At 65.7% G+C, this 26,229-nt stretch carries 26 protein-coding genes; 12 read left to right on the top strand and 14 right to left on the bottom strand.

Going from position 1 to position 26,229, the window contains the following annotated elements; all coding sequences use genetic code 11:
- Positions 1-12 precede the first annotated feature (12 nt).
- The 7 genes from CIT40_RS20005 to CIT40_RS19975 form a co-directional block, all read right to left on the bottom strand.
- Positions 13-1,248, bottom strand: coding sequence for an ABC transporter substrate-binding protein (locus CIT40_RS20005; RefSeq protein ID WP_094891968.1), 1,236 nt, complete (start codon positions 1,246-1,248; stop codon positions 13-15).
- A 31-nt stretch (positions 1,249-1,279) separates the two neighbouring features.
- Complete coding sequence (locus CIT40_RS20000) at positions 1,280-2,515, bottom strand: ABC transporter substrate-binding protein (RefSeq protein WP_094891967.1); 1,236 nt, start codon at positions 2,513-2,515, stop codon at positions 1,280-1,282.
- 33 nt (positions 2,516-2,548) lie between these two features.
- A complete protein-coding gene (locus CIT40_RS19995; RefSeq protein WP_094891966.1) occupies positions 2,549-3,256 on the bottom strand; it encodes an ABC transporter ATP-binding protein in 708 nt (235 codons plus the stop codon).
- Positions 3,243-5,012 carry a branched-chain amino acid ABC transporter ATP-binding protein/permease gene (locus CIT40_RS19990; RefSeq protein WP_193550873.1) on the bottom strand — a complete coding sequence of 590 codons (1,770 nt, stop codon included), beginning with the start codon at positions 5,010-5,012 and terminating at the stop codon, positions 3,243-3,245. The genes CIT40_RS19995 and CIT40_RS19990 overlap by 14 nt, the downstream gene beginning before the upstream one ends.
- 2 nt (positions 5,013-5,014) lie before the next feature.
- Positions 5,015-5,950 carry a branched-chain amino acid ABC transporter permease gene (locus tag CIT40_RS19985; protein ID WP_094891964.1) on the bottom strand — a complete coding sequence of 312 codons (936 nt, stop codon included), beginning with the start codon at positions 5,948-5,950 and terminating at the stop codon, positions 5,015-5,017.
- 79 nt (positions 5,951-6,029) lie between these two features.
- Positions 6,030-7,424, bottom strand: coding sequence for an MmgE/PrpD family protein (locus tag CIT40_RS19980; RefSeq protein WP_094891963.1), 1,395 nt, complete (start codon positions 7,422-7,424; stop codon positions 6,030-6,032).
- Positions 7,425-7,452: 28 nt separating this feature from the next.
- Positions 7,453-8,346, bottom strand: a complete 894-nt coding sequence (locus CIT40_RS19975) for an NAD(P)-dependent oxidoreductase (protein ID WP_094891962.1) — start codon at positions 8,344-8,346, stop codon at positions 7,453-7,455.
- Positions 8,347-8,595: 249 nt separating this feature from the next.
- On the opposite strand from CIT40_RS19975, the gene CIT40_RS19970 reads away from it, so the two are divergent.
- From CIT40_RS19970 to CIT40_RS19960, 3 genes are read left to right on the top strand one after another with little or no spacing between them, the layout of a single operon-like run.
- Entirely contained in the window at positions 8,596-9,927 is a 1,332-nt protein-coding gene (locus tag CIT40_RS19970) for an MmgE/PrpD family protein (protein ID WP_244611811.1), read from the top strand.
- A gap of 45 nt (positions 9,928-9,972) precedes the next feature.
- On the top strand, positions 9,973-10,362 hold the full coding sequence (locus tag CIT40_RS19965) for a carboxymuconolactone decarboxylase family protein (RefSeq protein ID WP_094891960.1): 390 nt from the start codon (positions 9,973-9,975) through the stop codon (positions 10,360-10,362).
- A gap of 8 nt (positions 10,363-10,370) precedes the next feature.
- Positions 10,371-11,183 (top strand): N-acyl homoserine lactonase family protein, encoded by an 813-nt coding sequence (locus CIT40_RS19960; RefSeq protein ID WP_094891959.1) that lies wholly within the window; start codon positions 10,371-10,373, stop codon positions 11,181-11,183.
- Here CIT40_RS19960 and fdhD read toward each other — a convergent pair.
- Entirely contained in the window at positions 11,171-11,947 is a 777-nt protein-coding gene (gene fdhD, locus CIT40_RS19955; RefSeq protein WP_094891958.1) for a formate dehydrogenase accessory sulfurtransferase FdhD, read from the bottom strand. The genes CIT40_RS19960 and fdhD overlap by 13 nt on opposite strands.
- Before the next feature lie 182 nt (positions 11,948-12,129).
- Between fdhD and CIT40_RS19950 the strand changes: the two genes are divergently transcribed.
- Both CIT40_RS19950 and CIT40_RS19945 read left to right on the top strand, forming a co-directional pair.
- Positions 12,130-14,451: an FdhF/YdeP family oxidoreductase gene (locus tag CIT40_RS19950; protein ID WP_094891957.1), complete on the top strand. Its 2,322-nt coding sequence runs from the start codon at positions 12,130-12,132 to the stop codon at positions 14,449-14,451.
- Positions 14,452-14,493: 42 nt separating this feature from the next.
- Complete coding sequence (locus tag CIT40_RS19945; RefSeq protein ID WP_094891956.1) at positions 14,494-15,102, top strand: cysteine hydrolase family protein; 609 nt, start codon at positions 14,494-14,496, stop codon at positions 15,100-15,102.
- A gap of 163 nt (positions 15,103-15,265) precedes the next feature.
- On the opposite strand, the gene CIT40_RS19940 is transcribed toward CIT40_RS19945, so the two are convergent.
- Both CIT40_RS19940 and CIT40_RS19935 read right to left on the bottom strand, forming a co-directional pair.
- A complete protein-coding gene (locus CIT40_RS19940) occupies positions 15,266-15,799 on the bottom strand; it encodes a hypothetical protein (protein ID WP_094891955.1) in 534 nt (177 codons plus the stop codon).
- A gap of 11 nt (positions 15,800-15,810) precedes the next feature.
- A complete protein-coding gene (locus tag CIT40_RS19935; protein WP_094891954.1) occupies positions 15,811-16,986 on the bottom strand; it encodes a zinc-dependent alcohol dehydrogenase in 1,176 nt (391 codons plus the stop codon).
- A gap of 332 nt (positions 16,987-17,318) precedes the next feature.
- Here CIT40_RS19935 and CIT40_RS19930 point away from each other — a divergent pair, with 332 nt between their 5' ends.
- Both CIT40_RS19930 and CIT40_RS19925 read left to right on the top strand, forming a co-directional pair.
- Complete coding sequence (locus CIT40_RS19930) at positions 17,319-17,525, top strand: hypothetical protein (RefSeq protein WP_094891953.1); 207 nt, start codon at positions 17,319-17,321, stop codon at positions 17,523-17,525.
- Positions 17,522-17,728 carry a hypothetical protein gene (locus tag CIT40_RS19925; RefSeq protein ID WP_193550872.1) on the top strand — a complete coding sequence of 69 codons (207 nt, stop codon included), beginning with the start codon at positions 17,522-17,524 and terminating at the stop codon, positions 17,726-17,728. The genes CIT40_RS19930 and CIT40_RS19925 overlap by 4 nt, the downstream gene beginning before the upstream one ends.
- Positions 17,729-17,805: 77 nt before the next feature.
- On the opposite strand, the gene CIT40_RS19920 is transcribed toward CIT40_RS19925, so the two are convergent.
- On the bottom strand, positions 17,806-18,765 hold the full coding sequence (locus CIT40_RS19920; RefSeq protein ID WP_094891952.1) for a GlxA family transcriptional regulator: 960 nt from the start codon (positions 18,763-18,765) through the stop codon (positions 17,806-17,808).
- Between the two features lie 91 nt (positions 18,766-18,856).
- Between CIT40_RS19920 and CIT40_RS19915 the strand changes: the two genes are divergently transcribed.
- Both CIT40_RS19915 and CIT40_RS19910 read left to right on the top strand, forming a co-directional pair.
- Entirely contained in the window at positions 18,857-19,543 is a 687-nt protein-coding gene (locus tag CIT40_RS19915) for a DJ-1/PfpI family protein (RefSeq protein ID WP_094892064.1), read from the top strand.
- A 170-nt stretch (positions 19,544-19,713) separates the two neighbouring features.
- Entirely contained in the window at positions 19,714-20,928 is a 1,215-nt protein-coding gene (locus CIT40_RS19910) for an ABC transporter substrate-binding protein (protein WP_244611809.1), read from the top strand.
- A 29-nt stretch (positions 20,929-20,957) separates the two neighbouring features.
- On the opposite strand, the gene CIT40_RS19905 is transcribed toward CIT40_RS19910, so the two are convergent.
- The gene (locus CIT40_RS19905; protein ID WP_162307580.1) at positions 20,958-21,215 is read right to left on the bottom strand and encodes a hypothetical protein; all 258 of its coding nucleotides are present in this window, start codon (positions 21,213-21,215) and stop codon (positions 20,958-20,960) included.
- Between the two features lie 246 nt (positions 21,216-21,461).
- Here CIT40_RS19905 and CIT40_RS19900 point away from each other — a divergent pair, with 246 nt between their 5' ends.
- Positions 21,462-21,836: a hypothetical protein gene (locus CIT40_RS19900; RefSeq protein WP_094891950.1), complete on the top strand. Its 375-nt coding sequence runs from the start codon at positions 21,462-21,464 to the stop codon at positions 21,834-21,836.
- A 4-nt stretch (positions 21,837-21,840) separates the two neighbouring features.
- Here the strand turns inward: CIT40_RS19900 and CIT40_RS19895 are convergent, their stop codons facing one another.
- Together CIT40_RS19895 and CIT40_RS19890 are read right to left on the bottom strand one after the other, a co-directional pair.
- Positions 21,841-23,112, bottom strand: a complete 1,272-nt coding sequence (locus CIT40_RS19895; RefSeq protein ID WP_094892063.1) for a polysaccharide deacetylase family protein — start codon at positions 23,110-23,112, stop codon at positions 21,841-21,843.
- A 178-nt stretch (positions 23,113-23,290) separates the two neighbouring features.
- Positions 23,291-24,064 (bottom strand): polysaccharide deacetylase family protein, encoded by a 774-nt coding sequence (locus CIT40_RS19890; RefSeq protein WP_162307875.1) that lies wholly within the window; start codon positions 24,062-24,064, stop codon positions 23,291-23,293.
- Between the two features lie 115 nt (positions 24,065-24,179).
- On the opposite strand from CIT40_RS19890, the gene mgtE reads away from it, so the two are divergent.
- A complete protein-coding gene (mgtE, locus tag CIT40_RS19885; protein WP_094891948.1) occupies positions 24,180-25,601 on the top strand; it encodes a magnesium transporter in 1,422 nt (473 codons plus the stop codon).
- Positions 25,602-25,814: 213 nt separating this feature from the next.
- A complete protein-coding gene (locus tag CIT40_RS19880; protein ID WP_094891947.1) occupies positions 25,815-26,132 on the top strand; it encodes a helix-turn-helix domain-containing protein in 318 nt (105 codons plus the stop codon).
- Positions 26,133-26,229: the final 97 nt, after the last annotated feature.

Below are 26,229 nucleotides of genomic sequence, written 5' to 3'. Positions count from 1 at the left end.
GGTTCGGCGTGGTCAGCTTTTGGGCCAGAACGGTTTTGCCAGCGCGAGTTCGGGCGGGAACACCGTCACTGGAATGCCGGTTTGCCACTGCACGATGGTCATGCCGGCGCCGACGCGGCGGCCCTTCTCGTCGAACTTGATCTCGCCCAGCGGATAGTATTTCGAGGGGCCGCCATCCATGGTGCGCAGCGCTTCGCCGACGGCGACGCGGTCGGCCTTGCCGGCTTTCTCCAGCGCGTCCTTGATCACCCACATGTCGCCGTAGGTGGAGATCGCGTTCTGCGTCATCCACGGCTCCTTGTAGCGGGTCTTCAATTCGGCGATCAGCGCCTCATGCCCCTTGGCGCCCCAACTCGCGACGCAGGTCAACACGCCCTGCAGCAGTTCGGGGCTCACGGTCTGCAGCATGTCCGGCTCGGCGATCGCGATGCCGAACGAGATCGTCGGGATCTTGCCCTGGCCGAGACCGAACTCGTTCATCTTCTCGAGCAGCAGTTTTGCGTCCGAGATCACGGTCGGCAGGAAGAACAGCAGGTCGGGCTTGGCCGAACGGATCTTCTGCACCAGCGAGGTCGCATCCGCCAGCGGCGGGGTGAACGTCTCGTCGACGATCAGCTGCAGCTGGTTCTCCGCCAGCAGGCCCTCGCGCATTGCCTTTGCCGAGGCGATCGAGGCGCCCGTGTTGTCGGTGAGGATCGCGACCGTCTTCGGCCGCTTGCCGGAGGCCGTCTCCGCCAGCTTGATGAGCTGGGGCAATGCCTGTTTGGCCTGCGACCCCGCGGTGGCCGCGGTCTGGAACACGTATTTGAAGCCGCGCTCGGTGATCAGGTCGGAGTAGGAGAGGGTGAGCATCGGCAAATTGGCGCGCTCGGTCACTTCGGTCACGGCGAGCGTGAACGAGGACAGATAGGCGCCGCTGGCCGCAACCAGATCGGTCTCCTGTGCCACCATGCGCTGGGCGGCGTTCTTGGCCTTCTCGGTGGTGTCGCCGGAATCCAGCACGACGAGCTTCAGCTTGGCGCCGCCGAGCGCCTTGATGCCGCCCTGCGTGTTGATGTGGTCGATTGCCATCTCGGCGCCTTCGCGCATCACCGTTCCCGGACGGGCATAGAGGCCGGAAATCGGCACCAGCAGGCCGACCTTGACCTCTGCCGGCTGCTGCGCCCAGGCGCGGGATGCGATCAGCGTGCCGGAAGCGCCGGCAAGCAGGGTTCGCCGCGATATCGTGATCTTGCTCTTGGCAGTCATGACAGTCTCCTCCCCAGGATTTGCGCGATGCTTAGGACTTCTTCGGCCAGAACGGCTGCGCCTGCGCGAGCTCGGGCGGATAGACGGTGACAGGCACGCCCGATTGCCATTGCACGATGACGACGCCGGCGCCGACGCGACGGCCCTTCTCGTCGAATTTGAGCTGGCCGCCCGGATAATATTTCGACGGGCCGGCATCCATGGTGCGGAAGGCCTGCGCGACCGCATTGCGGTCGGCCTTGCCGGCCTTCTCCAGCGCTTCCTTCATCAGCCACATGTCGCCATAGGTCGAGATGACGTTCTGCGTCATCCAGGGCTCCTTGTACTTGGCCTTGAGCTCGGCGATCAGCGCCTCGTGGCCCTTCGAACCCCAATTGGCGACGATGGTCATGATGCCTTGCACCGTCTCCGGGCTCACGCTCTGCAGCATGTCGGGCTCGGCAATGGTGATGCTGAAGGACACCGTCGGGATCTTGCCCTGGCCCAGGCCGAACTCGCTGATCTTCTCGAGGCCGAGCTTGGCGTCGGATACCGCGTTCGGCATGAACAGCAGCAGATCGGGCTTGGCCGAGCGAACCTTCTGGATCAGCGGCGTCGCATCCGACAGCGGCGGGGTCCAGACTTCCTCGACGACGAGCTGCAGGGCTTCCTGCGCGAACAGTTTTTCCTTGAGTGCCTTGGCCGTGGCAACCGACGTCGCGGTGTTGTCCATCAGCATCGCCACGGTCTTCGGTTTCTTGCCGGAAGCATTCTCGGCGAGCTTCATCAGCGTCGGCAGGCCGAGCTCGGACTGGCGGCTCGCGGTCGCAGCGGTCTGGAAGATGTATTTGAAACCGCGGTCGGTCAAAAGATCCGAATAGGACAGCGTGAGCACCGGCAGCTCGGCGCGCTCGGTCACCTCGGTGACTGCGAGCGTGAAGGACGAGAGATAGGAGCCGGTGGCGGCGACCAGATCAGGCTCCTGCGCCACCATGCGCTGCGCCGCGTTCTTGGCCTTCTCGGTGGTGTCGCCGCAGTCGATCACGACCAGCTTCAGCTTGGCGCCGCCGAGTGCCTTGATGCCGCCCTGCGCGTTGATGTGCTCGATGCCCATCTCGGCGCCCATCTTCATCACTTGGCCGGGGCGGGTGTAGATGCCCGACAGCGGCACGATCAGTCCGACCTTCACCTCCGCCGGCGTCTGCGCGCGTGCCACGCCGGCGAGGCCGACGGCGGCGGCGCCGGACAGCACAGTGCGCCGCGTCAGTCCTTTTGATGTCTTGTTCATTTTGTTTCTCCCTGGTCTTTGCTTTTATGGTGTTCACATGCCGAGATAGGCCTTGCGCACCCGATCGTCGGCGCGCAGCGTGTCGTTGTTGCCTTCGAGCACGACATGTCCGGCTTCGAGGACGTAGCCGTGGTCGGCGGATTCCAGCGCTTCCGCGACGCGCTGCTCGACCAGCAGCATGGTCAGCCCGGACTGACGCCGGATATCGATCAGGCGTTCGAAGATGAAGTCGGCGGTCGAAGGCGCGAGCCCCATCGAGGGCTCGTCCAGCATCAGGAGCTTCGGCGAGGAGGCGAGGCCGCGGCCGATCGCGAGCATCTGCTGCTGGCCGCCGGACATCGTGCCCGCGAACTGATCGCGGCGCTCCTTCAGCACCGGCAGCCATTCGAAGATGCGTTCGATGTTGGTCTGCCAGTCGCGGCGGCCGCTTTCCGTCATCGCACCCATTTCAAGATTCTCCATCACGGTCAGTGACGGGAAGACCTGGCGTCCCTCCGGGACGTGGGCGATGCCGAGATGCGCGCGCTGCGGCGGCGGTACCGCGAGCAGATCGACGCCGTCGAACGTAATCGCGCCGCCGCTCGGCTTGACGATGCCGGAGATCGTCTTGAACAGCGTGGTCTTGCCCGCTCCGTTGGGGCCGACGATCGCGACGAACTGGCCGGCGCCGACTTCGATCGAGACGTCGTTCAGAACGGGTTTTGCGGAGTAGCCCGCGCTCAAACCTTCAATTCGCAGCATGGCCCGCCCACTTCTTGCCGAGATAGGCCTCGACGACACGGCTGTCGCGCGTCACCACTTCGGGCAGGCCCTCGGTGATGACGGCGCCGTGGTCGAGCACGAGGAAGCGATCGACGAGGCGCACCATCGCCTGCATGGTGTGCTCGATGATGGCGATGGTCATGCCGTCGCGCGCGAGCTGCTGGATCACTGCGACGACCTCGTCGGCCTCGCCGTGGCCGAGGCCTGCGAGCGTCTCGTCGAGCAGCAGGATACGCGGCTGGCCGGCGATCGCGCGGGCCAGCTCCATCAGCCGCAGCTCCTTGGTCGAGAGCTCGCCGGCGACACGATCGGCCACCGCGGACAGCCCGACGCGGGCAACTGCGTCGGCCGCGAACTGGCGCGCCTGGTCGTCGGTGCGGGCGCGTACATAGGCGCCGACCACGACGTTGTCGAGGATCGACATGCGCAGGAACGGCCGCATCACCTGGAAGGTGCGGCCGATGCCGGCCTCGCAGATCACGTGCGGCCGCTGTCCCGACATTTTGCGGCCGTCGATCAGCACCTCGCCCTGGCTCGGCTTGAGGAAGCCGTTGAGCAGATTGAACAGCGTGGTCTTGCCGGCGCCGTTGGGTCCGATGATGCCGAGGATCTCGTTCTTGTGCAGCTTGAAGCTGACATCCTGCACGGCCTTGAGGCCGCCGAAGGAACGCGAGAGATTGCAGACCTCGAGCACGACTTCACCGGTCGCGGGACGCGGCGAAGCCGGCCGCAGCGCGGTGACATTGGCGGCGACCGTTTCCGCGGTGTCGCTCGCCGTTGCCTTGGCGGCATTCCGCTTGCGCAGGAGATCGCGCAGCTTCCAGAACAAGCCTTCCGGCGCGAGCAGGATGACGCAGACGATGGCAAGGCCGAAGATGACGCCCTGAATGCCGGGGATGCGCGCGCCGGCTTCGGCGTGCAGGATCTCGGCGAGCGGAATCAGGATCACCGATCCGATCACCGGGCCCCAGACCGTGCCGACGCCGCCGAACATCGCGACCGTCAGCGCCTGCGCCGACACCAGCATGCCGAACACCGATGCCGGGGTCACGACCAGCAGCACCTGCGCGTAGAACCCTCCGATCGCCGCGGCAATGGCACCGCTGAGCGTGATCGCGCGCAGCTTCCAGGCCAGCGTGTTGATCCCGGCCGCTTCAGCCGCGGCTTCGTTCTGCTTGATCGCGAGCAGCGCCATGCCGAAGCGCGATCGCTCGATGATTTGCGTCAGCACGATGGTGCCGAGCATCAGCGCCAGCCCAAGCAGCGTGTAGAGGCGGGGATCGGCGAACTGCATGTAGGCGATCGGCGCGTCGCGTTTGATCGGCAGCGTCACCTCCTGGAAGCCGAGCCACTCGAACACGTAGAGAATGGCGAGCGGATAGGCGAGCATCGCCAGCGCGAAGTAGTGACCCTGCAGGCGAAAGGTCGGAAATCCGATCAGGAGCCCGGCGATGCCGCCGAGCACGGCGGCGACCGGGATCAGCAGCCAGGGCGAGATGTCGAAATAGATCTGGCCGAGCGCGGTCGCATAGGCGCCGATCCCGAAGAAGGCGGCGTGGCCGAACGAGATCAGTCCGGTGTAGCCGCTGAGCAGATTCCACGACAGGCCGAACACCGCCCATACCGGCACCAGCGTCAGGATCAGCTGGTAGTAGGAGTTGGTGACGCCGAGCGAGATCCCGGCATAAGCGAGCGTGAAGAGCAGGGGAGGCAGCAGTGAACGCATCCGGAGCATGGTCACGTCCTCTCGACCATGCGCCCGAAGAAGCCTTGCGGACGGAAGAAGATGATGAGGAGGAAGACGGCGAAGATCGCGGCGTTCTGCAACTGCGTCGGCAGGATCAGCGTCGACATCTGCTGCACCAGGCCGATCGTCATGCCGCCCCAGAACGCGCCGATGATCGAGCCCATGCCGCCGAGCACGACGCCGGCATACATGACGATGACGTATTCGAGGCCGACGAAGGGGTGGAACGGGTAGTTTGTGGCGAGCAGGCCGCCGGCGATCGCCGTGATGCCGCAGCCGAGCGCGAAGGCGGTGCGGTGCGCGCGGTCGACGTCGATGCCCATATAGGTCGCGGCGGTCGGATTGTCCGCGGCGGCGCGGAGCGACTTGCCGATCCGGGTCCGTGTGATCAGCAGCGAGAGCAGCGTCATGACCACCAGCGACACGATCATGTCGATGCTGCGGGCCTTGTTGAGGAAGATGCTCATGTCGAAGAACGGCCCGAGCTCCCAGGCCGAGCTCGACAGCGGCGTCCGGATCGAGGCCAGCACCGAGCCGAACACGATGAGGCCGCCGTTCTGCAGGATCAATGCGATGCCGAGCGTGAGGATGAGCTGGGCGTAATGGCCTTCGCCTTCGAGCGATGCGGTGCGCGTCCCCGATACGTGCGAGATCAGCGTGCGATGCACGAAATAGCCGAACACCGCGAGCACGGGCCCGGCCAGGAGAATGGCGACGAACGGCCCGACCGTGTTGCCGAACAGCGTCTGCACGCCGGCGGCGGTGAAGAGATAGAAGGCGGCGTACATGCCGAGCATCATGAAATCGCCATGGGCGAAGTTGATGACGCGCATGACGCCGAAGATCAGGCCGAGCCCGACGCACATCAGGCCGTAGACGGCGCCGATCAGCAGGCCCGCGGCGAGCGCTTGAAAGAACCCTTCCATCAGCCGCGCCTCCGCGATGCCGACGATCCTAAGCTGGTCTCGAGATCGACCATGTTTCCCCCGTATTCTCCGGCACTTCTTATGATGCCGATCGTAGAGCCCGTTCCGTTGCGTTCAGGCGGCACTGCGCGGCGATGTCGCCGTCATTGCCGAGCTGCTCGCAATCGTCGATGAGTTGCTCGAGCCGGCGCGCGCGGTCCTCGCCGAGGACCGTGGCTGCCGAGCTGCGAAAGCGTGAGCGAATGTCCGACGGCGTGGCCGCGATGACGTCGGGCAGGGCGTGCCGGATGGTCCGGCCGCTGCGCAGATGGACGGTCACCTCCGCGCCCTGCTTGCCGGGGAAGGCGGCGGTGAAGCCGGCATCGGCCTCGAGCTCGGTGACAGCAACAAGGCGGACGATGTCGGCATCGCCGGGCTCGGAATAATTCTCTTCCTCGATCTCGCCCCGCGCCAGCGTCGCCGCGACGCTGAAGGGGATGCTCATCTTGGCCTGGAGCGCGTTGCGATAGGGCCCCATTGAATCACAGCCGGGATAGCGCACGGCGGCAGCAGGCGCGCGAACGACGATCCGGTCGATCTCGTCCGTATTGGCGAGCTCGAGCGAGACACGGAGCGCTGCTTGAGCCGCGGTCTGCGCGAAATTGCAGGCCGGAACCGGCTTGTTGTAGACGGCCATGATCTCGCACTCCCCATTGGGGAAGAGGGCGATGCTGTCGGGCGCGGCCTGGCGGCGATAGGCGGCGAACAGTCCGGCTTCGCCTTCGATGATGGTGCCCGAGCCGAACGCGCCGACCGCGGCAAGGCCGACCGCCTTGATCGCGTTGCTGGCGGCAAAGCCGGGATGAAAATACATGTCGGAGCCGCCCGCATGCGGCCACTCGTTGAGCCCGCTGGAGGTATTGGCCGCGATCGCGATGGCGCTGGTGGCTTCGTCCTCGGAGAGGCCGAGCGCGAAACTTCCCGCCAGCGCGGCGCCCAGGGGAGCCACGAGGCCGGTGGGGCGATAGAGCCGTGCGAGGTCCGAGGTCAGCAGCGCGCGGCCGATCCGCGCACCGGTCTCGTAGCCGATGATGGCGGCCGCCAGCAGCCTGCCCCCGCGCAGCGGCGCCTGTTCCGACAATGCGAGCAGGGCCGGCCAGATCACCACGCCGTGGTGGGCGATGCTGGCCGCATGCATGTCCTCGCGCACCAGGCCGTGCCCCATCACCGCATTGGCGAAGGCCGCGTCGGCCGGAGAGGAGAGCTGCGACGTTCCGACGATCGTTGCGCTGCCGCCTTCTTGCGCGATCGCAACGGCCTGGCGGCTCCAGGGATGATGGCCCGCCTCGAACGCGCAGGACAGGAAGTCGAGCAGGCAGAGCTTTGCCTTGGCGACCACCTCAGGCCCGAAAAAGCCGATATCCAGCGCAAGCACGCTCCGCGCCATCTGGCGCGCGAGCGGGACCTTGCCGGATATGGTCGGGCCGATCGTCATCGCGGGTTGCTCTCCCTGGCCTGCGCGATCAGCCGCGCATCTCGACGCCGGCCCACTCTTCGAGTACCTTGGCGATCGAGGTGAAGTCGGATGAGGCCCCGTATTTGGCGTTGGTGATCGCGAGCATCTGCCGCACCACCGCGCCGCAGACCATCGGCACGCCCATGGCCTCGGCTTCGTCCACGCAGAGACGGACGTCCTTGTAGGAGAGGCCGGTCGCGAAGCCGAAATCGAACGTGCCGGGCAGCACCGCGCGGGGGAATTTGTCTTCCGAGGCGCTGTTGCGGCCGCTGCTGGCGTTGATGATGTCGATCAGGACCTTGGCGTTGACGCCGCCCTTGACGCCCATCGCGACGGCTTCCGACGTGATCACCAGCGCGGCGGCCGCCATCAGATTGTTGGCGAGCTTGGCGGTCTGCGCCACGCCGGGCTTGTCGCCGGTGTAGAACAGCTTGCCGAAATTCTTCAGGATCGGCTGCACGGTCTCGTAGGTCGCCTGCGGGCAGGACACCATCACCGCCAGCGTGCCGTTGACGGCGCCCTTGATGCCGCCGCTCACGGGCGCATCGACCAGCGTCATGCCCTTGGCCTTCAGGCCTTCCGCGACGAACTTCGCAGCGCCCGGGCCCGAGGTCGAGAGATCGATGACGATCTTGGCGCGGGTGCCGCTGCCGATGCCGTCCTGGCCGAGCGCAACGGCCTTGACGATGTCGGGTGTCGGCAGGCTGGCAAGCACGATGTCGGAGCGTGAGGCGACATCTGCAGGCGAGCTGGCGAGGACCGCGCCGCGCTTGACCAGCGGCTCGGTCGCCCCGGCCTGCGTGTCATAGACGACGAGCGAATAGCCCGCGTCCATCAATCGTCCCGCCATCGGGCCGCCCATGCGGCCCGTGCCGATTACGCCGAGAATCTCTCCCGCCATCGTCTACTCCCTGTCGCGCGGTCCCACGCGGGGCGCGCCTTCTTGATCTTTGGCAAACGCATTCGCCGGCCGGCCGTCGCGGCCGCCGTCGTCGTGGCAGCGTGAGTTCGCGCCAACGGGCCGGATTGTTATGATTGTCAGACAAGCTGTCAAGCATAAGATTTGGGGTCGACAGTTTGCCGCGGATCGGCATAAGGTCCGGACAAAACGAGGAAGACGCCCCGCGTGCCGCAAGACTCCATTCCAAGCGTGAGCAGGACGCTCGCCGATTTCGTCGCTGCCTCGTCATGGGTGGAGGTGGAAGCGCAGAGCCGCGAAGCGCGACGATCGATCCTCAATTTCTTCGCGACCGCGCTCGGCTCCGCACGCGATCCCGTCGTCATCGCCGCGATTCGCACGCTGGCACCGTTCAGCGGTGGCGCGACATCGACGGTGATCGGCCACTCCGAGCCGATGGATGCGCTCTGCGCGTCGTTCCTCAACGCCATCTCGGCCAATCTGCTCGACTTCGACGACACCCATCCCGAGACGATCATTCATCCCGCCGCGCCGGTCGCAGCCGCCCTATTCGCGCTCGCGGAGACGCGAAAGCTGTCGGGGCGCGAGGTGCTGACCGCCTTCATTCTCGGCGTGGATGTCGAATGCCGTATCGGCAATTCGGTCTCGCCGCGCCATTATGCGCGCGGCTGGCACATCACGTCGACCTGCGGGATTTTTGGCGCGGCCGCGGCCTGTGCGAAGCTGCTTGGCCTGCCGCGGGAGGGCATTGCGAACGCGATCGGCGTGGCGGCGAGCCAGTCGGCGGGCAATGTCGAGAACCTGCCCAGCGCGGCCAAGAATGTCAGCGTGGGAAACGCGGCGCGGAACGGATTGTTCGCCGCGCTGCTGGCGCAGCAGGGCTATGAAGCCGCGCCCCGTGCCATCGAGGGTCCGCTCGGCTGGGCCCGCACCATGGGCGACGAGCCCGACATCGCGCGGCTGCTCGACGGTCTCGGCAAGACCTGGGAGATCGCGAAGAATACCTACAAGCCGTATCCAGCCGGCATCGTGTTTCACGCGGTGATCGATGCCTGCCTCTCATTGCGCGCGCGCATCGGCGGGCGGGTCGACCAGATCGAGCAGGTGACGGTGCAGGGCTCGGCGCTGCTGCTCGCCCGCGGCGACCGTCCCGTCAACAACGAGCGCGACGCGCGCGTCAGCATCCATCATTGCGTGGCCTGCGGCCTGCTGCTGGGCACGGCCGGGGTCGCCGAGTTCGCGCATGAGACGGTGATCCGGCCCGACATCGTGCGGTTGCGGCAGAAGGTGAGTGCGGAACTGGACGGCGAGATGCCCGATGGCGCCGCGCGCGTGACGTTGCGCCTGGCGTCGGGCGAACTGCTCACCGAGACCGTGATCGCGCCGCGTGGCAGCCAGGCCGCGCCGCTCACGGATCGCGACATCGAGGCCAAATTGCGCGAGGGCGTGCGGACCGGTCGTAGCGACTGGGACGCAGACCGTGTCATCGACGCGGTCTGGCGGCTCGACGCGGTGGATGACGTCGCCACTCTCCTGCGATCGCTGCGGCCGCCATCGCGCTAATCAACTTCCAAACTCAAACTCTCTCAAGACCTGAAAGGGACGATCATGAGCAAGACCGAACTGTTCGACAAGGGCCTCAAGGTTCGCAAGGAAGTGCTTGGCGAGGATTACGTCAACAAGTCCATCGCCGGTGCCGACGAATTCACCCGCACCATGGCCGAATGGTCGACCGAATTCTGCTGGGGCGCCTTGTGGACGCGGCCCGGCGTCGACCGGCGCACACGCTCGATCGTCAATCTGGCGATGCTCGGCGCACTGAACCGGCCGCACGAGCTGAAGCTGCACGTCAAGGGCGCCTTGAAGAATGGACTCACGAAGGAGGAGATCAAGGAGATCCTGCTCCAGGTCGCCGTCTATTGCGGCGTGCCCGCCGGCATCGACGCCTTCCGCAACGCGCGCGAGGCGTTCAACGAGGTCGACGCCGCCGGCTCCTGAGCAGCACCATGGCTGATACGGACTACGAGCTCTTCGCCATCCGCTATGCCACGCGGGAGGCGCAGCGGAGCGAGCACTTCATCGGTGGCGACCCGCATGACGGGCCGATGCCGATGGACTATTTCATGTGGCTGGCGCGGGGCGGCGGGCGCACCTTCGTCATCGATACCGGCTTCAACGCGGAGGTCGCCAGGCAGCGCAGGCGGAATTTCCTGCGCTGCCCGGTGGAGACGCTTGCTGCGTTCGATGTCGATGTCGCCGACGTCAAGGACGTGATCCTCACGCATCTGCATTACGACCATGCCGGCAATTTCGACCGGTTTCCCAACGCGCGGTTTCATCTGCAGGAGCGCGAGCTCGCCTACGCCACCGGCCGCTATATGCAATATCCGCGGCTGTCGCATTCGTTCGAGGTCGAGGACGTCTGCGGCATCGTGCGGCTGAACTATGCGCGGCGGGTGCTGTTCTACGACGGCGATGCCGAGATTGCGCCCGGGCTGACGGTGCATGCGGCCGGCGGGCATTCCGCCGGTCTTCAATTCGTCCGCGTTAACACGCGCCGCGGCGCTGTCGTGCTCGCCTCCGACGTCAGCCATTTCTACGAGAACTTGACCAGCGAGCGTCCGTTCACGACGGCGTTTCACGTCGGCGACATGCTGGTGGGCTTCGACAAGCTGCGCGCTGCCGCGCCGGATGCGGACCACATCGTTCCCGGCCATGATCCGCTCGTCATGAAGCTCTACCCGGCGCCAGGCCCGGAGCTGGAGGGTGTCGCAGTGCGCCTCGACGTGGCGCCGGCCGCGGGCGTTCAGGTGCGCTGACCGTAAATTCGCTGCGGATGGCTGAAGATCTCGAACGCGTGTCCACGCGCGATGCCGACCAGCGCGATGCCGCTGGCCTCCGCCGTCCGAATGGCCAGCGCGGTCGGCGCCGACATGCCGACGACGAGTCCCGCGCCGATTGCCGCCGTCTTCTGCACCATCTCGACCGATATCCGGCTGGTGAGGATGATGGCGCCGGCGGACCCGGCTATTCCCTCCACGGCGAGTGCTCCGGCGAGCTTGTCGAGCGCGTTGTGGCGACCCACGTCCTCGCGAACCATCATGGAGCTGCTGCCCGGCTGGAAAAAACCTGCCGCGTGCGTTGCGTGAGTCCGGTGATTGAGGGTCTGCTGCTCCGTGAGAGCCGCAATCGCCGCGCCGATCTGCTCGGGTGCGAGGCAGGCGGTGTGTCCGACGGGCGGGACGATCCGCCCGGCCTCGCGCAGGCTGTCGATACCGCACAGTCCGCAGCCGGTCGGTCCCACCAGCAGCCGCCGTCGCTCCTTCAGCCGCCGCCCGGCGTCCGGCCGCAGCCATAGCCGAAGCTCGATGCCGTCGGGACCCGGGACGACGGAGAGGTCCTCGATCTCGCCGATGTCCCCAATGATCCCTTCGGTGAGGCTGAATCCGCGGGCCAGGTCCGTCAGATCGGCCGGAGTAGCCATCAGCACGGCGGCGGTCGTGCCGTCATAGACGAGCGCCACGGCACATTCCTCGGCCACGATGCGGGCATCATGCGCCCCGTTCGACGTGAGCCGGGGCATCGCGACCGAGGCGGGGGGCGTGGATGCGCTATCGCTTACGCCGATTTGAGAGCCGTGCATGGATGCGTCCTCGGATCGAGCAATGACGCGCCAGTCACGGCAAGGTTCCGAACACCCTAAGGAACTTGCGATGGCATCTCGGGTTTTGGGTGCAGGCTGGGTCTGCGATCGAAGGATGCGTCATGCGACAAAAGGCAAAAGTCGAGACCTATGAGTCTCCCGCCGGTGGCTGGGGTTCGCTCAACGCCGTGGCGCACATCCTGACGCAGGAGGAGGTCGCGGTCCTCGGCAGCGAGATCCTGCTGAAGCAGAACAAGCCCGGCGGATTCATGTGCGTGAGCTGTTCCTGGGCCAAGCCGGCCAAGCCGCGTCCGTTCGAGTTCTGCGAGAACGGCGCCAAGGCGACCGCCTGGGAAGTGACCGGCAAGACCGTAACGCCTGAATTCTTCGCGCAACATACGCTGGCCGAACTGCGAACCTGGTCGGATCATCAATTGGAAGAGCAGGGACGCCTGACCACCCCGATGCGTTACGACAGGGGCAGCGACAAATACCTGCCGGTCGCCTGGGACGATGCTTTCCGGGATATCGGCGGTGAGCTGAACCGGCTCGATCCCCGCTCGGTCGTCATGTACACGTCCGGCCGCGCGTCGCTCGAAACGAGCTACATGTACCAATTGTTCGGTCGCATGTACGGGACCAACAATTTTCCCGACAGCTCCAACATGTGTCACGAGAGCACGTCGGTGGCATTGCCGGAGGTGATCGGAGTTCCGGTCGGCACGGTTCTGCTGGAGGATTTCGAAGTCACCGATTGCATTTTCTTCTTCGGTCACAACACCACCACGAATGCGCCGCGCATGCTGCATCCGTTGCAGGAGGCGGCGCAGCGCGGCGTGCCGATCGTGACCTTCAATCCACTGCGCGAGCGCGGTCTGGAGCGCTTCGTCAATCCGCAAAATCCGGTACAGATGCTCGCCGGCGGCACGCGCATCAGCTCGCAATATTGTCAGGTGCGGATCGGCGGCGATGCCGCCGCCATCACCGGGATTTGCAAATGGGTGATCGAGGCGGACGACCTCGCCCGTGACAATGGGGCCGCGCGGGTCGTCGATGTCGCGTTCATTCAGGACCACTGTGCCGGCTTCGAGGAATTCGCCGCCTTCTGCCGAGCACAGGATTGGGATGAGATCGAGCGGGCGTCGGGCCTTACCCGGATGGCCCTGCGCGAGGCCGCAGATACCTACATGGCCGCCAATGCCGTGATCGCCAATTACGGAATGGGCATCACCCAGCACAAGCACGGCGTCGAGACGGCGAAGATGATCATCAACCTGCTGCTGCTCCGCGGCAATATCGGCAAGCCCGGTGCTGGGATTTCGCCGATCCGCGGCCACTCCAACGTCCAGGGCCAGCGCACGGTCGGCATCTCCGAGAAGACCAGGCTGGTGCCGCTCGACAGGCTCGCCGAGCTCTACGATTTCGAGCCGCCGCGCTGGGACGGGGTTTCCACCGTCGATGCCTGCGAGGGCATCCTGAAGGGCAGCGTTCGCGGCTTCGTCGGTCTCGGCGGCAATTTTCTGCGCGCTGTCCCGGAGCGCTCATTGATGGAGCCCGCATGGTCCGGCCTTCGCTTGTCCGTGCAGATCGCGACCAAGCTTAACCGCACCCACCTCGTGCCCGGCGAGGTAACTTATCTCTTGCCGTGTCTTGGCCGGATCGAGATCGACCGGCAGGAGAGCGGCGAGCAAGCGGTGTCGATGGAGGATTCGACAGCCTGCATCCACGGCTCGCGCGGCCAGCGCAAACCCGTGGCCGAACATCTCCTGTCCGAGCCGGCGATCGTCGCCGCGCTCGCGAAGGCGACGCTGAAGCCAAATCCGAAGATCGATTGGGACACATGGGTCGGCGATTATTCGAAAGTTCGGGACGCGATCGAGCGGACCTATCCCGACCAGTTCAAGGACTTCAACAAGCGCATGTTCGAGCCCGGCGGATTTCCGCGGCCGCTTGGGGCCCGCGAGCGAAAGTGGAAGACGCCGAACGGCAAGGCGAACTTCACCGTTCCAAAGTCGGCCTTTGCGCCGCCGCCCGAGAGTGACGGCGTCTACGAGCTGATGACGATGCGCGCCGATGGACAGTTCAATACGACGATCTACAGCGAAGACGACCGCTTCCGCGGCATCACGGGAGGTCGCTATGTCGTCTTCATGAACCCTGTCGACATGGAGGATGAAGGGCTGACATCGGGAGACACCGTCACGCTGGTGACGGAGGCAGGGGATGGCGTCGAGCGCAGCTTGGACGAACTTCAAGTCGTCCCCTACGGCATCCCGCGCAGGAGCCTCGCGGGATATTTTCCGGAGTGCAACGTTCTGATTCCGCTGTGGCACTATGCGGAGGGCAGCAAGGTTCCCGCGGCCAAATCCGTTCCGGTGCGCGTGTTCAAGGACACCATTGTCGAGACGGTTGAGGCCGGAGAGGCGCCGGTTTCGGCGTCGTGACACCCCATTGTGTGACGGAAGCAAGATCAGGACTGGAGGACCATGAGAGACAGCGCCTCGGAAATTGCCGAGATCAGAGACGCCGTTCATCTGTGCATTGACATGCAGACCATTTTTGCTCCCGGCGGCCTGTGGGCGACACCCTGGATGGAGCGTGTCCTGCCGACGATCATCTCGATCGTTGAGCGGTACGAAGCGAGGACGATCTTCACGCGCTTCGTCACGCCGGAGAGCCCCCAGGATCGGCCCGGTCAATGGCAGAGCTATTTCCGGCACTGGCATCAGGCGACCCGCAGGCATCTTCCGCCATCCGCTCTCGACCTCGTACCGGTCCTGGGCCGGTTCGTGCCGCCGGCTACCGTCATCGACAAGCCGGCCTATTCCGCATTCAGCAATCCCGGCCTTGCGCGGCTGCTGGTCGAAAAGAACGTCGGCACGGCCGTGGTCTCAGGCGCCGAGACCGACGTCTGCGTCTTGTCGACGGTGATGAGCGCGGTCGATCTCGGCTTCCGGATCGTCATCGTCGAGGACGCCTTGTGCAGCTCGTCCGACGTCGGGCACGACGCGCTCATGACGATGTACCGCACCCGCTTTCACGGTCAGGTGGATCTCGTGACCACGGAAGAGCTTGCGGAGTTCTGGCGGGAGTAGGGCGCCTGATTGACACGCCGCTGACCCCGGCGCCTGAAGGGGCGGTGAACGCCGGGGTCGCGGTTTCGTGCAGTCTGCCTCCGCAGGGGGGACTTCGGAGACGGAGATCAGACGCGCCGACGTCCGGATGGTTCCTCGCGGCTCTCAGCGCAGATCAGCGAGGTCACGCCTTGGCGGGCGCTGCGATCTGCCTCGCCGCATTTCGGGCGCTCTCGATGCCCTTGGGGAAGCCGCTGCGGTTCGGATACAGCTTGCGCTGTGCATCCCGCGCCGGCCGCCTCGGCTTGGTGTCCTGCGCCGCGCGGTAGTCGAGCATGGCGATGCCGCCGACTGCCAGCAGCGCCAGTGCGATGTTGCCCTTCTTGGGATTGTCGGCGGTGAGTCCCGACAGCAGCGCGGCGGCGTCGAGCCCGTCGCCGCCGACGCGGGCCCACAGACCGGCGTTCTTCTCGACCGACAGCGACATGATGCCGGCCATGATCTCGCGCACGCCGAAGGCGCGCACCATGGTCTCGTGGCCTTCCATGCCCAGCGTCTCGGTGACGCGCCTCGGTGCGAGCAATTCGACGACGCCGAGGCCGATGCTGAACCAGCCGAGCGCGCGGGCGAGCTGGTCGACGGGCTGCTTCAGGCTCGGCCCGCCTTCGATGATCTTCGGGTCGCCCTTGGTGCGGACGATGTTGGAGAAATGAAACATGGCTTGCTCCTTCAGGGCTTCAGCACGACCTTGACGCAGGAGTCGCGCTTGTCGCGAAACACCTGATACATCTCGGGACCCTGCTCGAGCGGGACGGTGTGGGTGATGACGAAGGAGGGATCGATCTCGCCCTCCTCGATGCGGCGGAGCAGGTCGTCGGTCCAGCGGTTGACGTGGGTCTGACCGGTCCGCATCGTCAGGCCCTTGTTCATGAAGGCACCCATCGGCAGCATGTCGGACAGGCCGCTATACACGCCCGGCACCGAGATGATTCCGCCGGGACGGCAGACATAGATCATCTCGCGCAGCACGTGCGGCCGGTCGCTTTCCGCCATCACCATCTGCTTGGCGCGGTCGAGCAGGGTATCGGGCAGGGAAGGCATCACGTGCGACTCCATGCCGACGCAATCGATGCACTTCTCCGGACCCCGGCCGTCGGTCAGCTCCTGAAGCCGCTCCACCACGCTCTCGGTCTCGAAATTGATCGTGGTGGCGCCGCCGGCTTCCGCCATGCTGAGCCGCTCGGGCAGGCAGTCGATCGCGATCACCTGGTTGGCGCCGAGCAGGATGGCGCTGCGGATCGCCATCTGCCCCACGGGGCCGCAGCCCCAGATCGCGACCGTGTCGGTCGGCTCGATGTCGCACTGTACCGCGGCCTGCCAGCCGGTCGGGAAGATGTCGCTGAGGAAGAGCAGCTGTTCGTCGGGAATGCCTGCCGGCACCTTGATGTGGGTGGCGTCGGCATAGGGCACGCGGAGATATTCGGCCTGGCCGCCCGGATAGCCGCCGGTCAGATGCGTGTAGCCGAACAAGCCGGCGGTGGCGTGGCCGAACGCCTTGTCGGCGAGGTGGCGCTTGCGGTTGGTGGTCTCGCACACGGAAAAATTGCCGCGCTTGCACTGGTCGCACTCGCCGCAAATGATCGTGAATGGCACGACGATGCGGTCGCCTTTCTTGAGCTTGCCGTCGACGCCGGAACCGACCTCGACCACTTCGCCCATGGTCTCGTGACCCATGATGTCACCGGGCAGCATGCCCGGAATGAAATTGTGGAAGAGATGCAGGTCGGAGCCGCAGATCGCGCAGCTCGTCACCTTGATGATGGCATCGCGCGCGTCCTGAATCTCCGGATCGGTGACGGTGTCGCAGCGAATGTCCTCCTTGCCGTGCCAAACCAGCGCCTTCATCTTTGCATTCTCCCGACTGAACCAGTTGGCATGTAAGTCGAGGGGTGGACGATGGTTGCTAGGCGATGTGCAATTCTTCGCACTGCACCGGCTCGTAAACACCACGCCTTCCGCCCGGAACAACGCGCGACGAGATGACCGCCATTGGAGCCAGCCCGGCGGCCACTCCCGTCACCGGCGCTTGGCCGTCTTTCAGCTGACGCGGCGAGCTTGGGGCAAAATCCCGTGGCCTTAACATATTGAAATGCCGGAACCGTCGGGCGCGGCGGAAGCTGCGGACATCAGCGGCGGGTTGCCCCCGTCCGCCTCTCAAAACAGAGCCGTGAAAGACCATGACCGCCACACGCAACCGCAGGAAACAAACCCAATCGCTTCAGGAGCGGTTGGCCGCATTCGCCGAGAACGCTCGCGAGCGCGCACTCAGCCTGCCGCCCGGCAAGGAGCGGGAGCTGCTGTTGCAGCGCGCCAAGCAGAACGAGGTGACCTCGAACCTGACGGACTGGCTGAGCACACCGGTTTGCCCGAAACGCGGAGAATGACGGTGCAGAGCTTCAAGCACTACCGCGCGTTCCAGATCGATCCGGACGGGCACGTGTTCGGATGCATCAATCTCGTCTGCGACGACGACGAGCAGGCCAAGCGCGAGGCCGCCGCACTCGTGCGGACGCACCGCATCGAGCTGTGGCGGCTGGACCAGCGCATCGCGAAATTCGACGCGCTGCTGGAAGCGGTTGACCAGTAAGGCAAGGAACTGGGCGAGTTGGTCGGACGATCACCGGATTGACCGTTTTACGCTTCCGCTTCACTTGCCGGCGGGCCCTAGGTTCGACCGGCTGCTTCTCCTGCGCTTCGCGCCGAGCGTCGCAGCGACTGCGGCGGCTGGCCGAATGCGCGGATGAACGCCCTGCGCATCCGCTCGGGGTCGCGAAAGCCGGTGGATTGGGCGACGCGCTCGATGGCTTCTCCGGAGGACTGCACCCGTTCGCGCGCCACCTCGACCCGCAGGCGCTCGACCGCCTTGGTCGGCGTCGATCCGGTCTCGGCGGTGAAGGAACGGACGAAATGCCGGGTGCTCAATCCGGCGCGATCGGCCAGCGCCTCGACCGTGAGATGCGCATCCAGATTCTCGCGCACCCATGAAAGAAGGCTGCCGAAGCGGCCGTTCGGCGTCTTGAGCTCGAGCAAGGTCGAGAACTGCGATTGTCCGCCGCTGCGGCGATGATAGAGCACCAGCTGCCGCGCGGTGGCTTGCGAGATGTCCTCGCCATGGTCCTGCGCGATCATGGCGAGCGCGAGATCGATCCCGGCGGTGATGCCGGCCGACGTCCACACCTGATCGTCGCGGATGAAGATCTGGTCCGGCTCGAGCCTCACCTTCGGGTAACGTCCGATGAAATCGCGGGTGCAGGACCAGTGCGTGGTCGCGCAGCGCCCATCCAGCAGTCCCGCTTGCGCGAGAAGGTAGGCGCCGTTGCAAACGCTTGCGATACGCACGCCGCGGCTCGCCAGCCGCTGAATGAAGGCGATCGTCGTCTTGCAGCGTGCCGCGGCCTCGACACCCTCTCCACCGGCGACGAACAGCGTCGTGACCGAGCTTGCCGATCGCAGATTGCGCGCCAGCATCTCGATGCCCGACGAGCTGCGCACGGCGCCCGCCTTCGTTGCGACCGTGATCACGCGCGGCGCATCCGGCGTGTGACGCCTGGCGATCTCGAACACCGAGATCGGACCGGCCGCATCCAGCAACTGGAACTCGGGAAAGATCAGGAAGCCGATCATGGGCGTGTCCACAATTGAGGGAATTAAGCCATTTCGACCGCAAGGCCAACATGGCAGGCTGCAACCGTCAAGCGCGTTGTCGAGGATGGATATGTCGGGCCCGTTGCAGATCGGTCTTCTGGTTTTTCCGCGTGTCACCCAGCTCGATCTCACCGGTCCCGCCCAGGTCTTCTCCAGCATGCCCGACGTGACGGTGCATCTGGTCTGGAAACGCATCGAGCCCGTGCCGAGCGATTCCGTGATCGCGCTGACGCCGACCGTCACGTTCGCGGATTGCCCGCAGCTCGACGTGATCTGCGTTCCCGGCGGCTACGGCACCGACGAGCTGATGCTGGACGAGGAGGTCCTGGCCTTTCTGCGAAAGCAGGAGCGCGGCGCGAAATATTTGACCTCGGTCTGCACCGGCTCGCTCGTGCTCGGTGCCGCCGGTCTGTTGAAGGGATATCGCGCGGCGACGCACTGGACGGCGCGGGATGCGCTGCCGATGTTCGGAGCCGAGCTGTCGCTGGAGCGGGTCTGCATCGACCGCAATCGCATGACCGGCGGCGGCATCACCGCCGGCATCGACTTCGCGCTCACTTTAGTGGCGATGCTGCGCGGCCGTGATGCGGCGGAGATGATCCAGCTGCGGATGGAATACAATCCTGCTCCGCCCTTTGCCGCCGGCTCGCCGGACACGGCGCCCGCCGCAATCGTCGCTGCCATGAAGGAACGGGTTGCGCCTGCGCAGGCGCGCCGGCTGGAGTTCGTCAGGAAGGCCCTCCAGCAGCAGGGATAGCGAGGCAGCTTCGACCGGCCGGGCCGCCGCGGGGCCGGCGCACGGCGCGCTGTCGGCGAGGGGACATCGATCGATCATCGCCGACATGCCGTCGCGATGTCACAGCGGAGGGGGCAATGGCGCCTTGTCGTGTTGGAGACTTGCTATCGTCGCGCAGCCGGCTTGGCCGATTGAGCTTGGGCTTCATCCTGGCGCTGGGTTCGGCAGCACTGGCGGAGCGGAGTGCGGCGGCCGACTTCTCCGGCGGGGTCATCAAGCTCGGCATCATCAACGACCAGTCCGGGCCACTGTCGGACAATTCCGGACCGGGCTCCGTCGTCGCCGCGAAGCTGGCCATCGAGGATTTCCAGAAGGCGACCCCGGATGTCAAGGTCGAGATCGTCGTCGCCGACCATCAGAACAAGCCTGACATCGGCGCCCAGATCGTCCGCAAATGGTTCGACGTCGACGGCGTCGACATGGTCGCCGACGTCGGCAATTCGGCGGTGGCTCTCGCCATCCAGTCGATCGCGCGCGACAAGAACAAGATCGTGGTCTATTCCGCCGTCGGCACCACGGAGATCGGCGGCAAGCAATGTTCGCCGACCGGATTGATGTGGCTGCACGACAATTACAATCTCGTCTCCGGATCGGTTCGCAGGCTGGTGTCGCAAGGCTACGACAGCTGGTTCTTCATCGCGGCCGACTACGCCTTCGGACGCAACATGGTCGAGGTGTCCCAGCGTGTGCTTGCGGAAGGAAAGGCGAAGTCGCTCGGTTCCGTCTTTCATCCGCTCGGAAACGCCGATTACGGTTCGTTCCTGCTGCAGGCCCAGGCCTCGAAGGCCAAGGTCGTCGCCTTTGCCAATGCCGGTGAGCAGCTCGTGACCGTCATGAAGCAATGGCACGAATTCGGCATGAACGTCGGGACCCAGAAACCCGTCGCCGAGCTGATGTTCCTGACCGACGTGCACGCCATGGGCGTCGAAACCGCCAAGGGACTGACGACCGTGACCGCCTGGTACTGGGCCCTGAACGACGAGACACGCGCGTTCGGCGAGCGATTCTACAAGCTCCACAAGGCCATGCCGACCGCGCCGCAGGCCGCCGTCTACTCCGCGGTGCTGCAATATCTGCGAGCGGCCGCGGCCGCTGGAACGGACGAGACCAACGCGGTGCTCGACAAGATGCGCGCGATGCCGGTCGACGATTTCTACGCCCGCGGCGCGCGGCTGCGCGCCGACAACAAGCTGGTGCACGATTTCTATCTCGTCGAGGTCAAGAAGCCCGCGGACGTGAAGACGCCGTGGGACTATTACAACGTCGTCGAGAAGATACCTGCAGCGGACGCCTTCATGCCGCTCAGCGAGAGCGAATGCCCGTTGCTCAAGGCGTCACGAAACTAGCGTAAGGGCAGGGCGGGCAGCCGGCCGCGTCAGCCATACTCCTCGCCGATGCCGTAGTCCCGATAGATCTCCAGCGGGTCGAGGTCGGGAAACAGGCGGCATTTGGCCTGGGCGAGGTGCAGGCTCACCGCCGCCGGCTCCTTGCCGTTCGCCAGCATCTTGCGGATGTCGTCCATATGCGCGTTCGGCTGGTGCTTCGGTTCGAGCTGCTCCAGCGCGACCAGGGCGGTCGCGAGGGCCTCGGTCAGAACCCAGTCGTCGTGGCCGGTGATTCCCTTCTTCGGCATCGGCAGACCCCGGATATGGCTGTAGCGCCCAGTCTATCGCGACTTCCGCCAAATCGCCATCGAGGCGTCGCGGGCGCGTCTCCGCCTTGCATTATGGCGGCGTGTGGCTAAAAGGCGGCGACTTGCAGTATCTTTGTTGAAACAAAGTTGGCGTAGACGGCCGTCTCAACCCAGCCCCCGCCTGGGTCCCGATCCCGCGTTTCGCAGCACGAATTCGGCTGCGCATACTTCAAGGCCCGAGCCAGCATGGTTTTCCTCAGCTTCGTCTATCGCTTCTTCACCAACTTCGCGTTCATGGCGGTGGTCTATTTCAGCCTGAACTTCATGGAGAAGTATCCCAACCGGGCAATCCTGGCGATCCTGGTGCTGGTCTATGCCGCGATGCGCGCCGTCTCGACGTTGCGCGCGTTCTATTTCTTCCAGAAGATCGAGAAGCTGGAAGCGGAGACGCGGCGCCTTCAGGGCCCGATCAATGACGGTTCCGGAGGAACGAACGCGCGCAAGCAGGTGATCGCCGATGTCGCCCGGCTGCGCCGCGACGGCGAGCTCAAGTCCTATATGGACCTGTTCTTCCTGGCGCTGATCGTGCTGCTCTGCGTCGCCGCCATCATGCGGCAGTGAGGGCTTAGGCGCGCTTCTTCATGCTGGTGGCGACGCGGGTCGAGCGCGGCGTCGCGCTCTTGGCTTGCGCGGCAGGCTTTGGTGCGGCCGCTGCCGCATGCGCGATGTGCCGCCGGCCCTGGAGCCCGGCTGCCTTGCCCTTAGCCGTCTTGCCCCTGGCCGCATGCGGCGTCTCCGCGGCCATTGCCAGCCGCGCCGCGGCACGCCGCGACAATGTCGTCGACAGCAGCACGTCGACCGAGCCCTCGGGAATCGCAAACAGGGCGCGGCCGGGCACGGGCAGGGCGGACGCGACGTCCATCTGCCCCTTGGTCCGGCGCGGCAGCAGCGGCTGATGCTCGGTCTGCGCATTGAGGTCGGCGAGCGAGGGCGCCGGCAGCGTCCTGGTCTGCGTAAACACGAAGCTCGGAACGGAAGGCCAGCGCGCGATCGGCACGGTCTCGGTCGGCGGATGCAGCAGCCATTCCACCGCCGTGGTCGGCGTCGCCGGCCGCTCGGCGGTCGCGGGCACCACATGCACGATGCGATAGCCGCGCGCCTTGAGGTCGCGGATGATTTTTGGCAGCGCCGCGACCGTGCGGGCCTGGATGTCGTGCAGCAGCAAGATGCCCTTGCCCTTGGCCTCCAGCCGCTGCATCGCGAGTTGATAGACGCGGTCGGACGACACATGGCGCCAGTCGTCGGCCGGGAAGTCGGCGCTCCACACCTGGATGCCACGCGAGATCAGATAGTCCTCGACGCCCTCGGCGCGCATCAGGCCGGGAATGCGGAAGAACGGCGCCAGCTTGGACGGATCGGTCATCGCGGCCGAGGTCCACTCGATGCCGCCGTTGATCTCGGGTTCGAATTTTTCGGCCGGCATTCGGTTGAAGGTCAGCGGATGGTTCATGCTGTGGGTGCCGACGGTGTGGCCCGCCGCCACCAGCTTGCGCACGCCTTCGGGGTTCGCCTTGGCCTGGCTGCCGATGATGAAGAAGGTCGCCTTGATGCACTCGTCGTCGAGCATCTTGAGGACCTGATTGGAATATTTCGGCAGAGGACCGTCGTCGAAGGTCAGGACGACCTCATGGTCCTTCAGGGGCAGCGTCTCGCGGTACTGCATGGTGCCGATCCGCGGATGCTCGCGCGGATCGACCACCAGGGTGCGAGAGGTCCCGAGCGCATCTGGATGGCCCGGACACTCGGCCGCAAGCGCCGCCGGTGCACTGACCGTCAGGAATCCGAGGCAAAGGACGATCCACGATCGCGTCCGCACGACAACGCCACTTCCGATCATGAACCCCGTCTGCCTCATACGCGATTGCCGCCATAGTAGGTCGGAGACATCAGGAAACGGTTCAGGCGCAAGCCGCCTTTCCTGCCGTGTCGTCCCTGCCCATTTGGAGGGGGTAGCATGAACAGAGTGTTAATAGGACGCAAATCACCCCATTTTGCGCTGGCGTGACATTCCGGCATCAGCGCGCGTCGGCGTTCTTCTGTGTCGTGCCCGACGGTACGATGTGGACGATCCGGAAGCCGTTCTCGCGCAGATACCGCAGGAAGGCCGGCATGATCGCGGCGGTGCGCGCCTTGGGGTCGTGAAACAGGATGATGCCCTTGCCGGCCGCCGCAAGGCGCTCCGTGACCAGCTTCAGTTCCTGCTCCGGCGTCATCTCGTTCCAGTCGCTGGCCCAGAGGTCGGCGCCGAACACCACGATGCCGCGCGACTGGAGCAGGTCGAGCTGCGCTTGCGTCGCCTCGAAATAGGGAAAGCGGAAGAACGGCGTCGAGGGCGTCGTCGTCGAGGTGCCGTGCAGTGCCATCTCGTCGGCCGCGATGCCGCGGTCGATCTCGCTCTTCGCCTTGTCGAACGGGATCCGCGCCATGAACGGGTGCGAGAAGGTGTGGTGGCCGATGGTGTGGCCCTCGCGGGCGATGCGCTTGACCATGTCCGGCTGCTGGCTGGCGTGTAATCCGATCAGGAAGAAGGTCGCGCGCACGCATTCCTGCGCCAGCGCCGCCAGCACCTTCGACGTCGTCGGCGGGTTCGGCCCGTCGTCGAATGTCAGCACGACCTCGTGATCGGCGAGCGGCAGCGTCTGCGGAAAGCTCTTCAGGCCCACGCGCGGCGTGGTCCTGGCATCGACGCTCAGCACGCGCGAGGTGCCGAGCGCGTCCTTGCGCGGACACTCGGCGGCCACTGCCGAAGCGACGCCGACCGAGGCAGCGAGGACTGCGCCCAGCGACATCGAGGTCCACTTCAGTCGAAGCATCTTTGTCATTGCGCTCGGCTTTGCCTTGTGGGTATTGCCAGACCGTCAGCCCAGACCACCTGATCCAACCTGTCAAACGGCGAGGCGCACCATGGATGAACGTATGGACGGTGCCCCGACCGCTGCGGATTCGGTACTCGACCACGTGCCGATGCGCAATGAAGACGGCGATATCAGGCACGAATTCGTCGAGGAAATCGCCCATGCGATCAAGGCCGGCGACAGCGCCTCGTTGCGCGCCTGCGTCGCCGAGCTGCACGAGGCCGATCTCGGCGATCTCATCGGCGCCCTCGAGCCCGACGACCGGGTCCGCCTGGTCGAGCTGACCGGGGCCGACTTCGACTTCTCCGCGCTGAACGAGGTCGACGAGGGCGTCCGCGAGGAGATCCTGGACGAGCTGCCGCCGGAGACGGTCGCCGAGGGCGTCCGCGAGCTCGAATCCGACGACGCGGTGGAGTTGCTGGAAACCCTCGACGAGGCCGAGCAGGAGGAAATCCTCGAAAAGCTGCCGCTCAAGGAGCGCGTCGCGCTCGAACGCAGCCTGCTGTATCCGGAGAATTCGGCCGGCCGCCGGATGCAGACCGAGTTCATCGCGGTGCCCCAGGATTTCACCGTGGGCCAGGCGATCGACTACATGCGCGAGACGCCGGATCTGCCGGACCGCTTCTACGAGATCTACGTCGTCGACAAGGACCAGCACTGGCAGGGCGCGGTCTCGCTCGACGTGCTGCTGCGGGCGCGCCGCCCGGTGCCGCTCACCGAACTGACCGACGAGGATCGCCGCCGCGTCTCCGTCCTGGAGGACCAGGAGGAGGTGGCGCGCCTGTTCGGCAAGTACAATCTCGTCGCGGCTCCCGTGCTCGACACCCAGGATCGCCTCGTCGGCGTCATCACCGTCGACGACGTCGTCGACGTCATCGAGGAGGAGGCGGACGAGGACCTCAAGGCGCTCGGCGGCGTCACCAGCGACGAAGAACTGTCCGACACCGTGTTCACCATTGCACGCGCGCGGTTCAACTGGCTGCTGGTCAATCTCGCCACCGCCTTCCTGGCGTCCTCCGTGCTCGGCCTGTTCGAGGGGCAGCTGGAGAAGATGGTCGCGCTCGCCGTGCTGGCGCCGATCGTCGCAAGCCAGGGCGGCAATGCCGCCACCCAGACCATGACGGTGGCGGTGCGGGCGCTGGCGACGCGCGAACTCGGCGCTTCCAACGCCTGGCGCGTGGTGATGCGCGAAGGCATGGTCGGTCTCGTCAACGGGCTCGCCTTTGCCGTGATCACGGGGATCGCGGCGGTGGCCTGGTTCAGGATCCCGGGCCTCGGCATCGTCATCGGGCTTGCGATGGTGTGCAACCTGATCGCCGGCGCGCTCGGCGGCATCCTGATCCCGATGGCACTCGAACGCGTCAGGGCCGACCCGGCCGTGGCCTCGGGCACGTTCGTCACCACCGTGACCGATGTGGTCGGGTTCTTCTCCTTCCTCGGCATTGCGACGCTGTGGTTCGGGTTGAGGTAGGGCTCACCCTCACTCTCGTGTCCCGGGCGCGCTGCAACGCCCCTTCGCGTTGCTGCGCAGAACCGGGACCCAGCAAGCAGCACGGTCCAGTGCGGCGACTGGGCCCCGGCTCTGCAGCGCACCGCTGAAGAAGCGCTGCGCTGCGTCCGGGGCACGAGACCATCTTTAATCCGAACTTAAGCGACCTGCCGCATCATCGCCGCGCTTGGGGGAATGGGCATGCGTGTGCGATTGAAGGCAGACGGACGGATTGTCGAGGTGCGGGACGGACAGGAATTTCCGGTCCAGCCGTCTCCGGTCGAGTCCACGATCACTGCCGCGCCGGCCGACACCTCTTCGCTGGCGGTGCGCGATTTGCGCCGCCGCGCCTGCCTGACCCAAATGGAGTTCGCCGCCAAGCTCGGCGTTCCCGTCGAGACCATCCGCAACTGGGAGCAGGGCAAGCGCGCCCCGCGGGGACCGGCCCGCGCGCTGCTCGCGGTGATCGCGCACGCCCCGGATACGGTGTTCCAGGCGCTCGCCAAAGCCTGACGTCAAAGCCCTGACGTCAAAGCCTTGACGTCGATGGCTGCCAAGCGCCGACGCGAACCTCCTGTTAGCATTGCGCCAAATATCCCGGTGAACTGCC

The sequence above is a fragment of the Bradyrhizobium amphicarpaeae genome (assembly GCF_002266435.3).
Taxonomy (GTDB): Bacteria; Pseudomonadota; Alphaproteobacteria; order Rhizobiales; family Xanthobacteraceae; genus Bradyrhizobium; species Bradyrhizobium amphicarpaeae.
The sequence above is the reverse complement of the archived record's forward strand: the minus strand, read 5'-3'. Positions and strand labels throughout refer to the sequence as shown.

Coding starts and splice junctions, on each gene's coding strand:
- CIT40_RS20005 (WP_094891968.1), bottom strand. CDS start 1,248: ATGACTGCCAAGAGCAAGATCACGATATCGCGGCGAACCCTGCTTGCC.
- CIT40_RS20000 (WP_094891967.1), bottom strand. CDS start 2,515: ATGAACAAGACATCAAAAGGACTGACGCGGCGCACTGTGCTGTCCGGC.
- CIT40_RS19995 (WP_094891966.1), bottom strand. CDS start 3,256: ATGCTGCGAATTGAAGGTTTGAGCGCGGGCTACTCCGCAAAACCCGTT.
- CIT40_RS19990 (WP_193550873.1), bottom strand. CDS start 5,012: ATGCTCCGGATGCGTTCACTGCTGCCTCCCCTGCTCTTCACGCTCGCT.
- CIT40_RS19985 (WP_094891964.1), bottom strand. CDS start 5,950: ATGGAAGGGTTCTTTCAAGCGCTCGCCGCGGGCCTGCTGATCGGCGCC.
- CIT40_RS19980 (WP_094891963.1), bottom strand. CDS start 7,424: ATGACGATCGGCCCGACCATATCCGGCAAGGTCCCGCTCGCGCGCCAG.
- CIT40_RS19975 (WP_094891962.1), bottom strand. CDS start 8,346: ATGGCGGGAGAGATTCTCGGCGTAATCGGCACGGGCCGCATGGGCGGC.
- CIT40_RS19965 (WP_094891960.1), top strand. CDS start 9,973: ATGAGCAAGACCGAACTGTTCGACAAGGGCCTCAAGGTTCGCAAGGAA.
- CIT40_RS19960 (WP_094891959.1), top strand. CDS start 10,371: ATGGCTGATACGGACTACGAGCTCTTCGCCATCCGCTATGCCACGCGG.
- fdhD (WP_094891958.1), bottom strand. CDS start 11,947: ATGCCCCGGCTCACGTCGAACGGGGCGCATGATGCCCGCATCGTGGCC.
- CIT40_RS19950 (WP_094891957.1), top strand. CDS start 12,130: ATGCGACAAAAGGCAAAAGTCGAGACCTATGAGTCTCCCGCCGGTGGC.
- CIT40_RS19945 (WP_094891956.1), top strand. CDS start 14,494: ATGAGAGACAGCGCCTCGGAAATTGCCGAGATCAGAGACGCCGTTCAT.
- CIT40_RS19940 (WP_094891955.1), bottom strand. CDS start 15,799: ATGTTTCATTTCTCCAACATCGTCCGCACCAAGGGCGACCCGAAGATC.
- CIT40_RS19935 (WP_094891954.1), bottom strand. CDS start 16,986: ATGAAGGCGCTGGTTTGGCACGGCAAGGAGGACATTCGCTGCGACACC.
- CIT40_RS19930 (WP_094891953.1), top strand. CDS start 17,319: ATGACCGCCACACGCAACCGCAGGAAACAAACCCAATCGCTTCAGGAG.
- CIT40_RS19925 (WP_193550872.1), top strand. CDS start 17,522: ATGACGGTGCAGAGCTTCAAGCACTACCGCGCGTTCCAGATCGATCCG.
- CIT40_RS19920 (WP_094891952.1), bottom strand. CDS start 18,765: ATGATCGGCTTCCTGATCTTTCCCGAGTTCCAGTTGCTGGATGCGGCC.
- CIT40_RS19915 (WP_094892064.1), top strand. CDS start 18,857: ATGTCGGGCCCGTTGCAGATCGGTCTTCTGGTTTTTCCGCGTGTCACC.
- CIT40_RS19905 (WP_162307580.1), bottom strand. CDS start 21,215: ATGCCGAAGAAGGGAATCACCGGCCACGACGACTGGGTTCTGACCGAG.
- CIT40_RS19900 (WP_094891950.1), top strand. CDS start 21,462: ATGGTTTTCCTCAGCTTCGTCTATCGCTTCTTCACCAACTTCGCGTTC.
- CIT40_RS19895 (WP_094892063.1), bottom strand. CDS start 23,112: ATGATCGGAAGTGGCGTTGTCGTGCGGACGCGATCGTGGATCGTCCTT.
- CIT40_RS19890 (WP_162307875.1), bottom strand. CDS start 24,064: ATGTCGCTGGGCGCAGTCCTCGCTGCCTCGGTCGGCGTCGCTTCGGCA.
- mgtE (WP_094891948.1), top strand. CDS start 24,180: ATGGATGAACGTATGGACGGTGCCCCGACCGCTGCGGATTCGGTACTC.
- CIT40_RS19880 (WP_094891947.1), top strand. CDS start 25,815: ATGGGCATGCGTGTGCGATTGAAGGCAGACGGACGGATTGTCGAGGTG.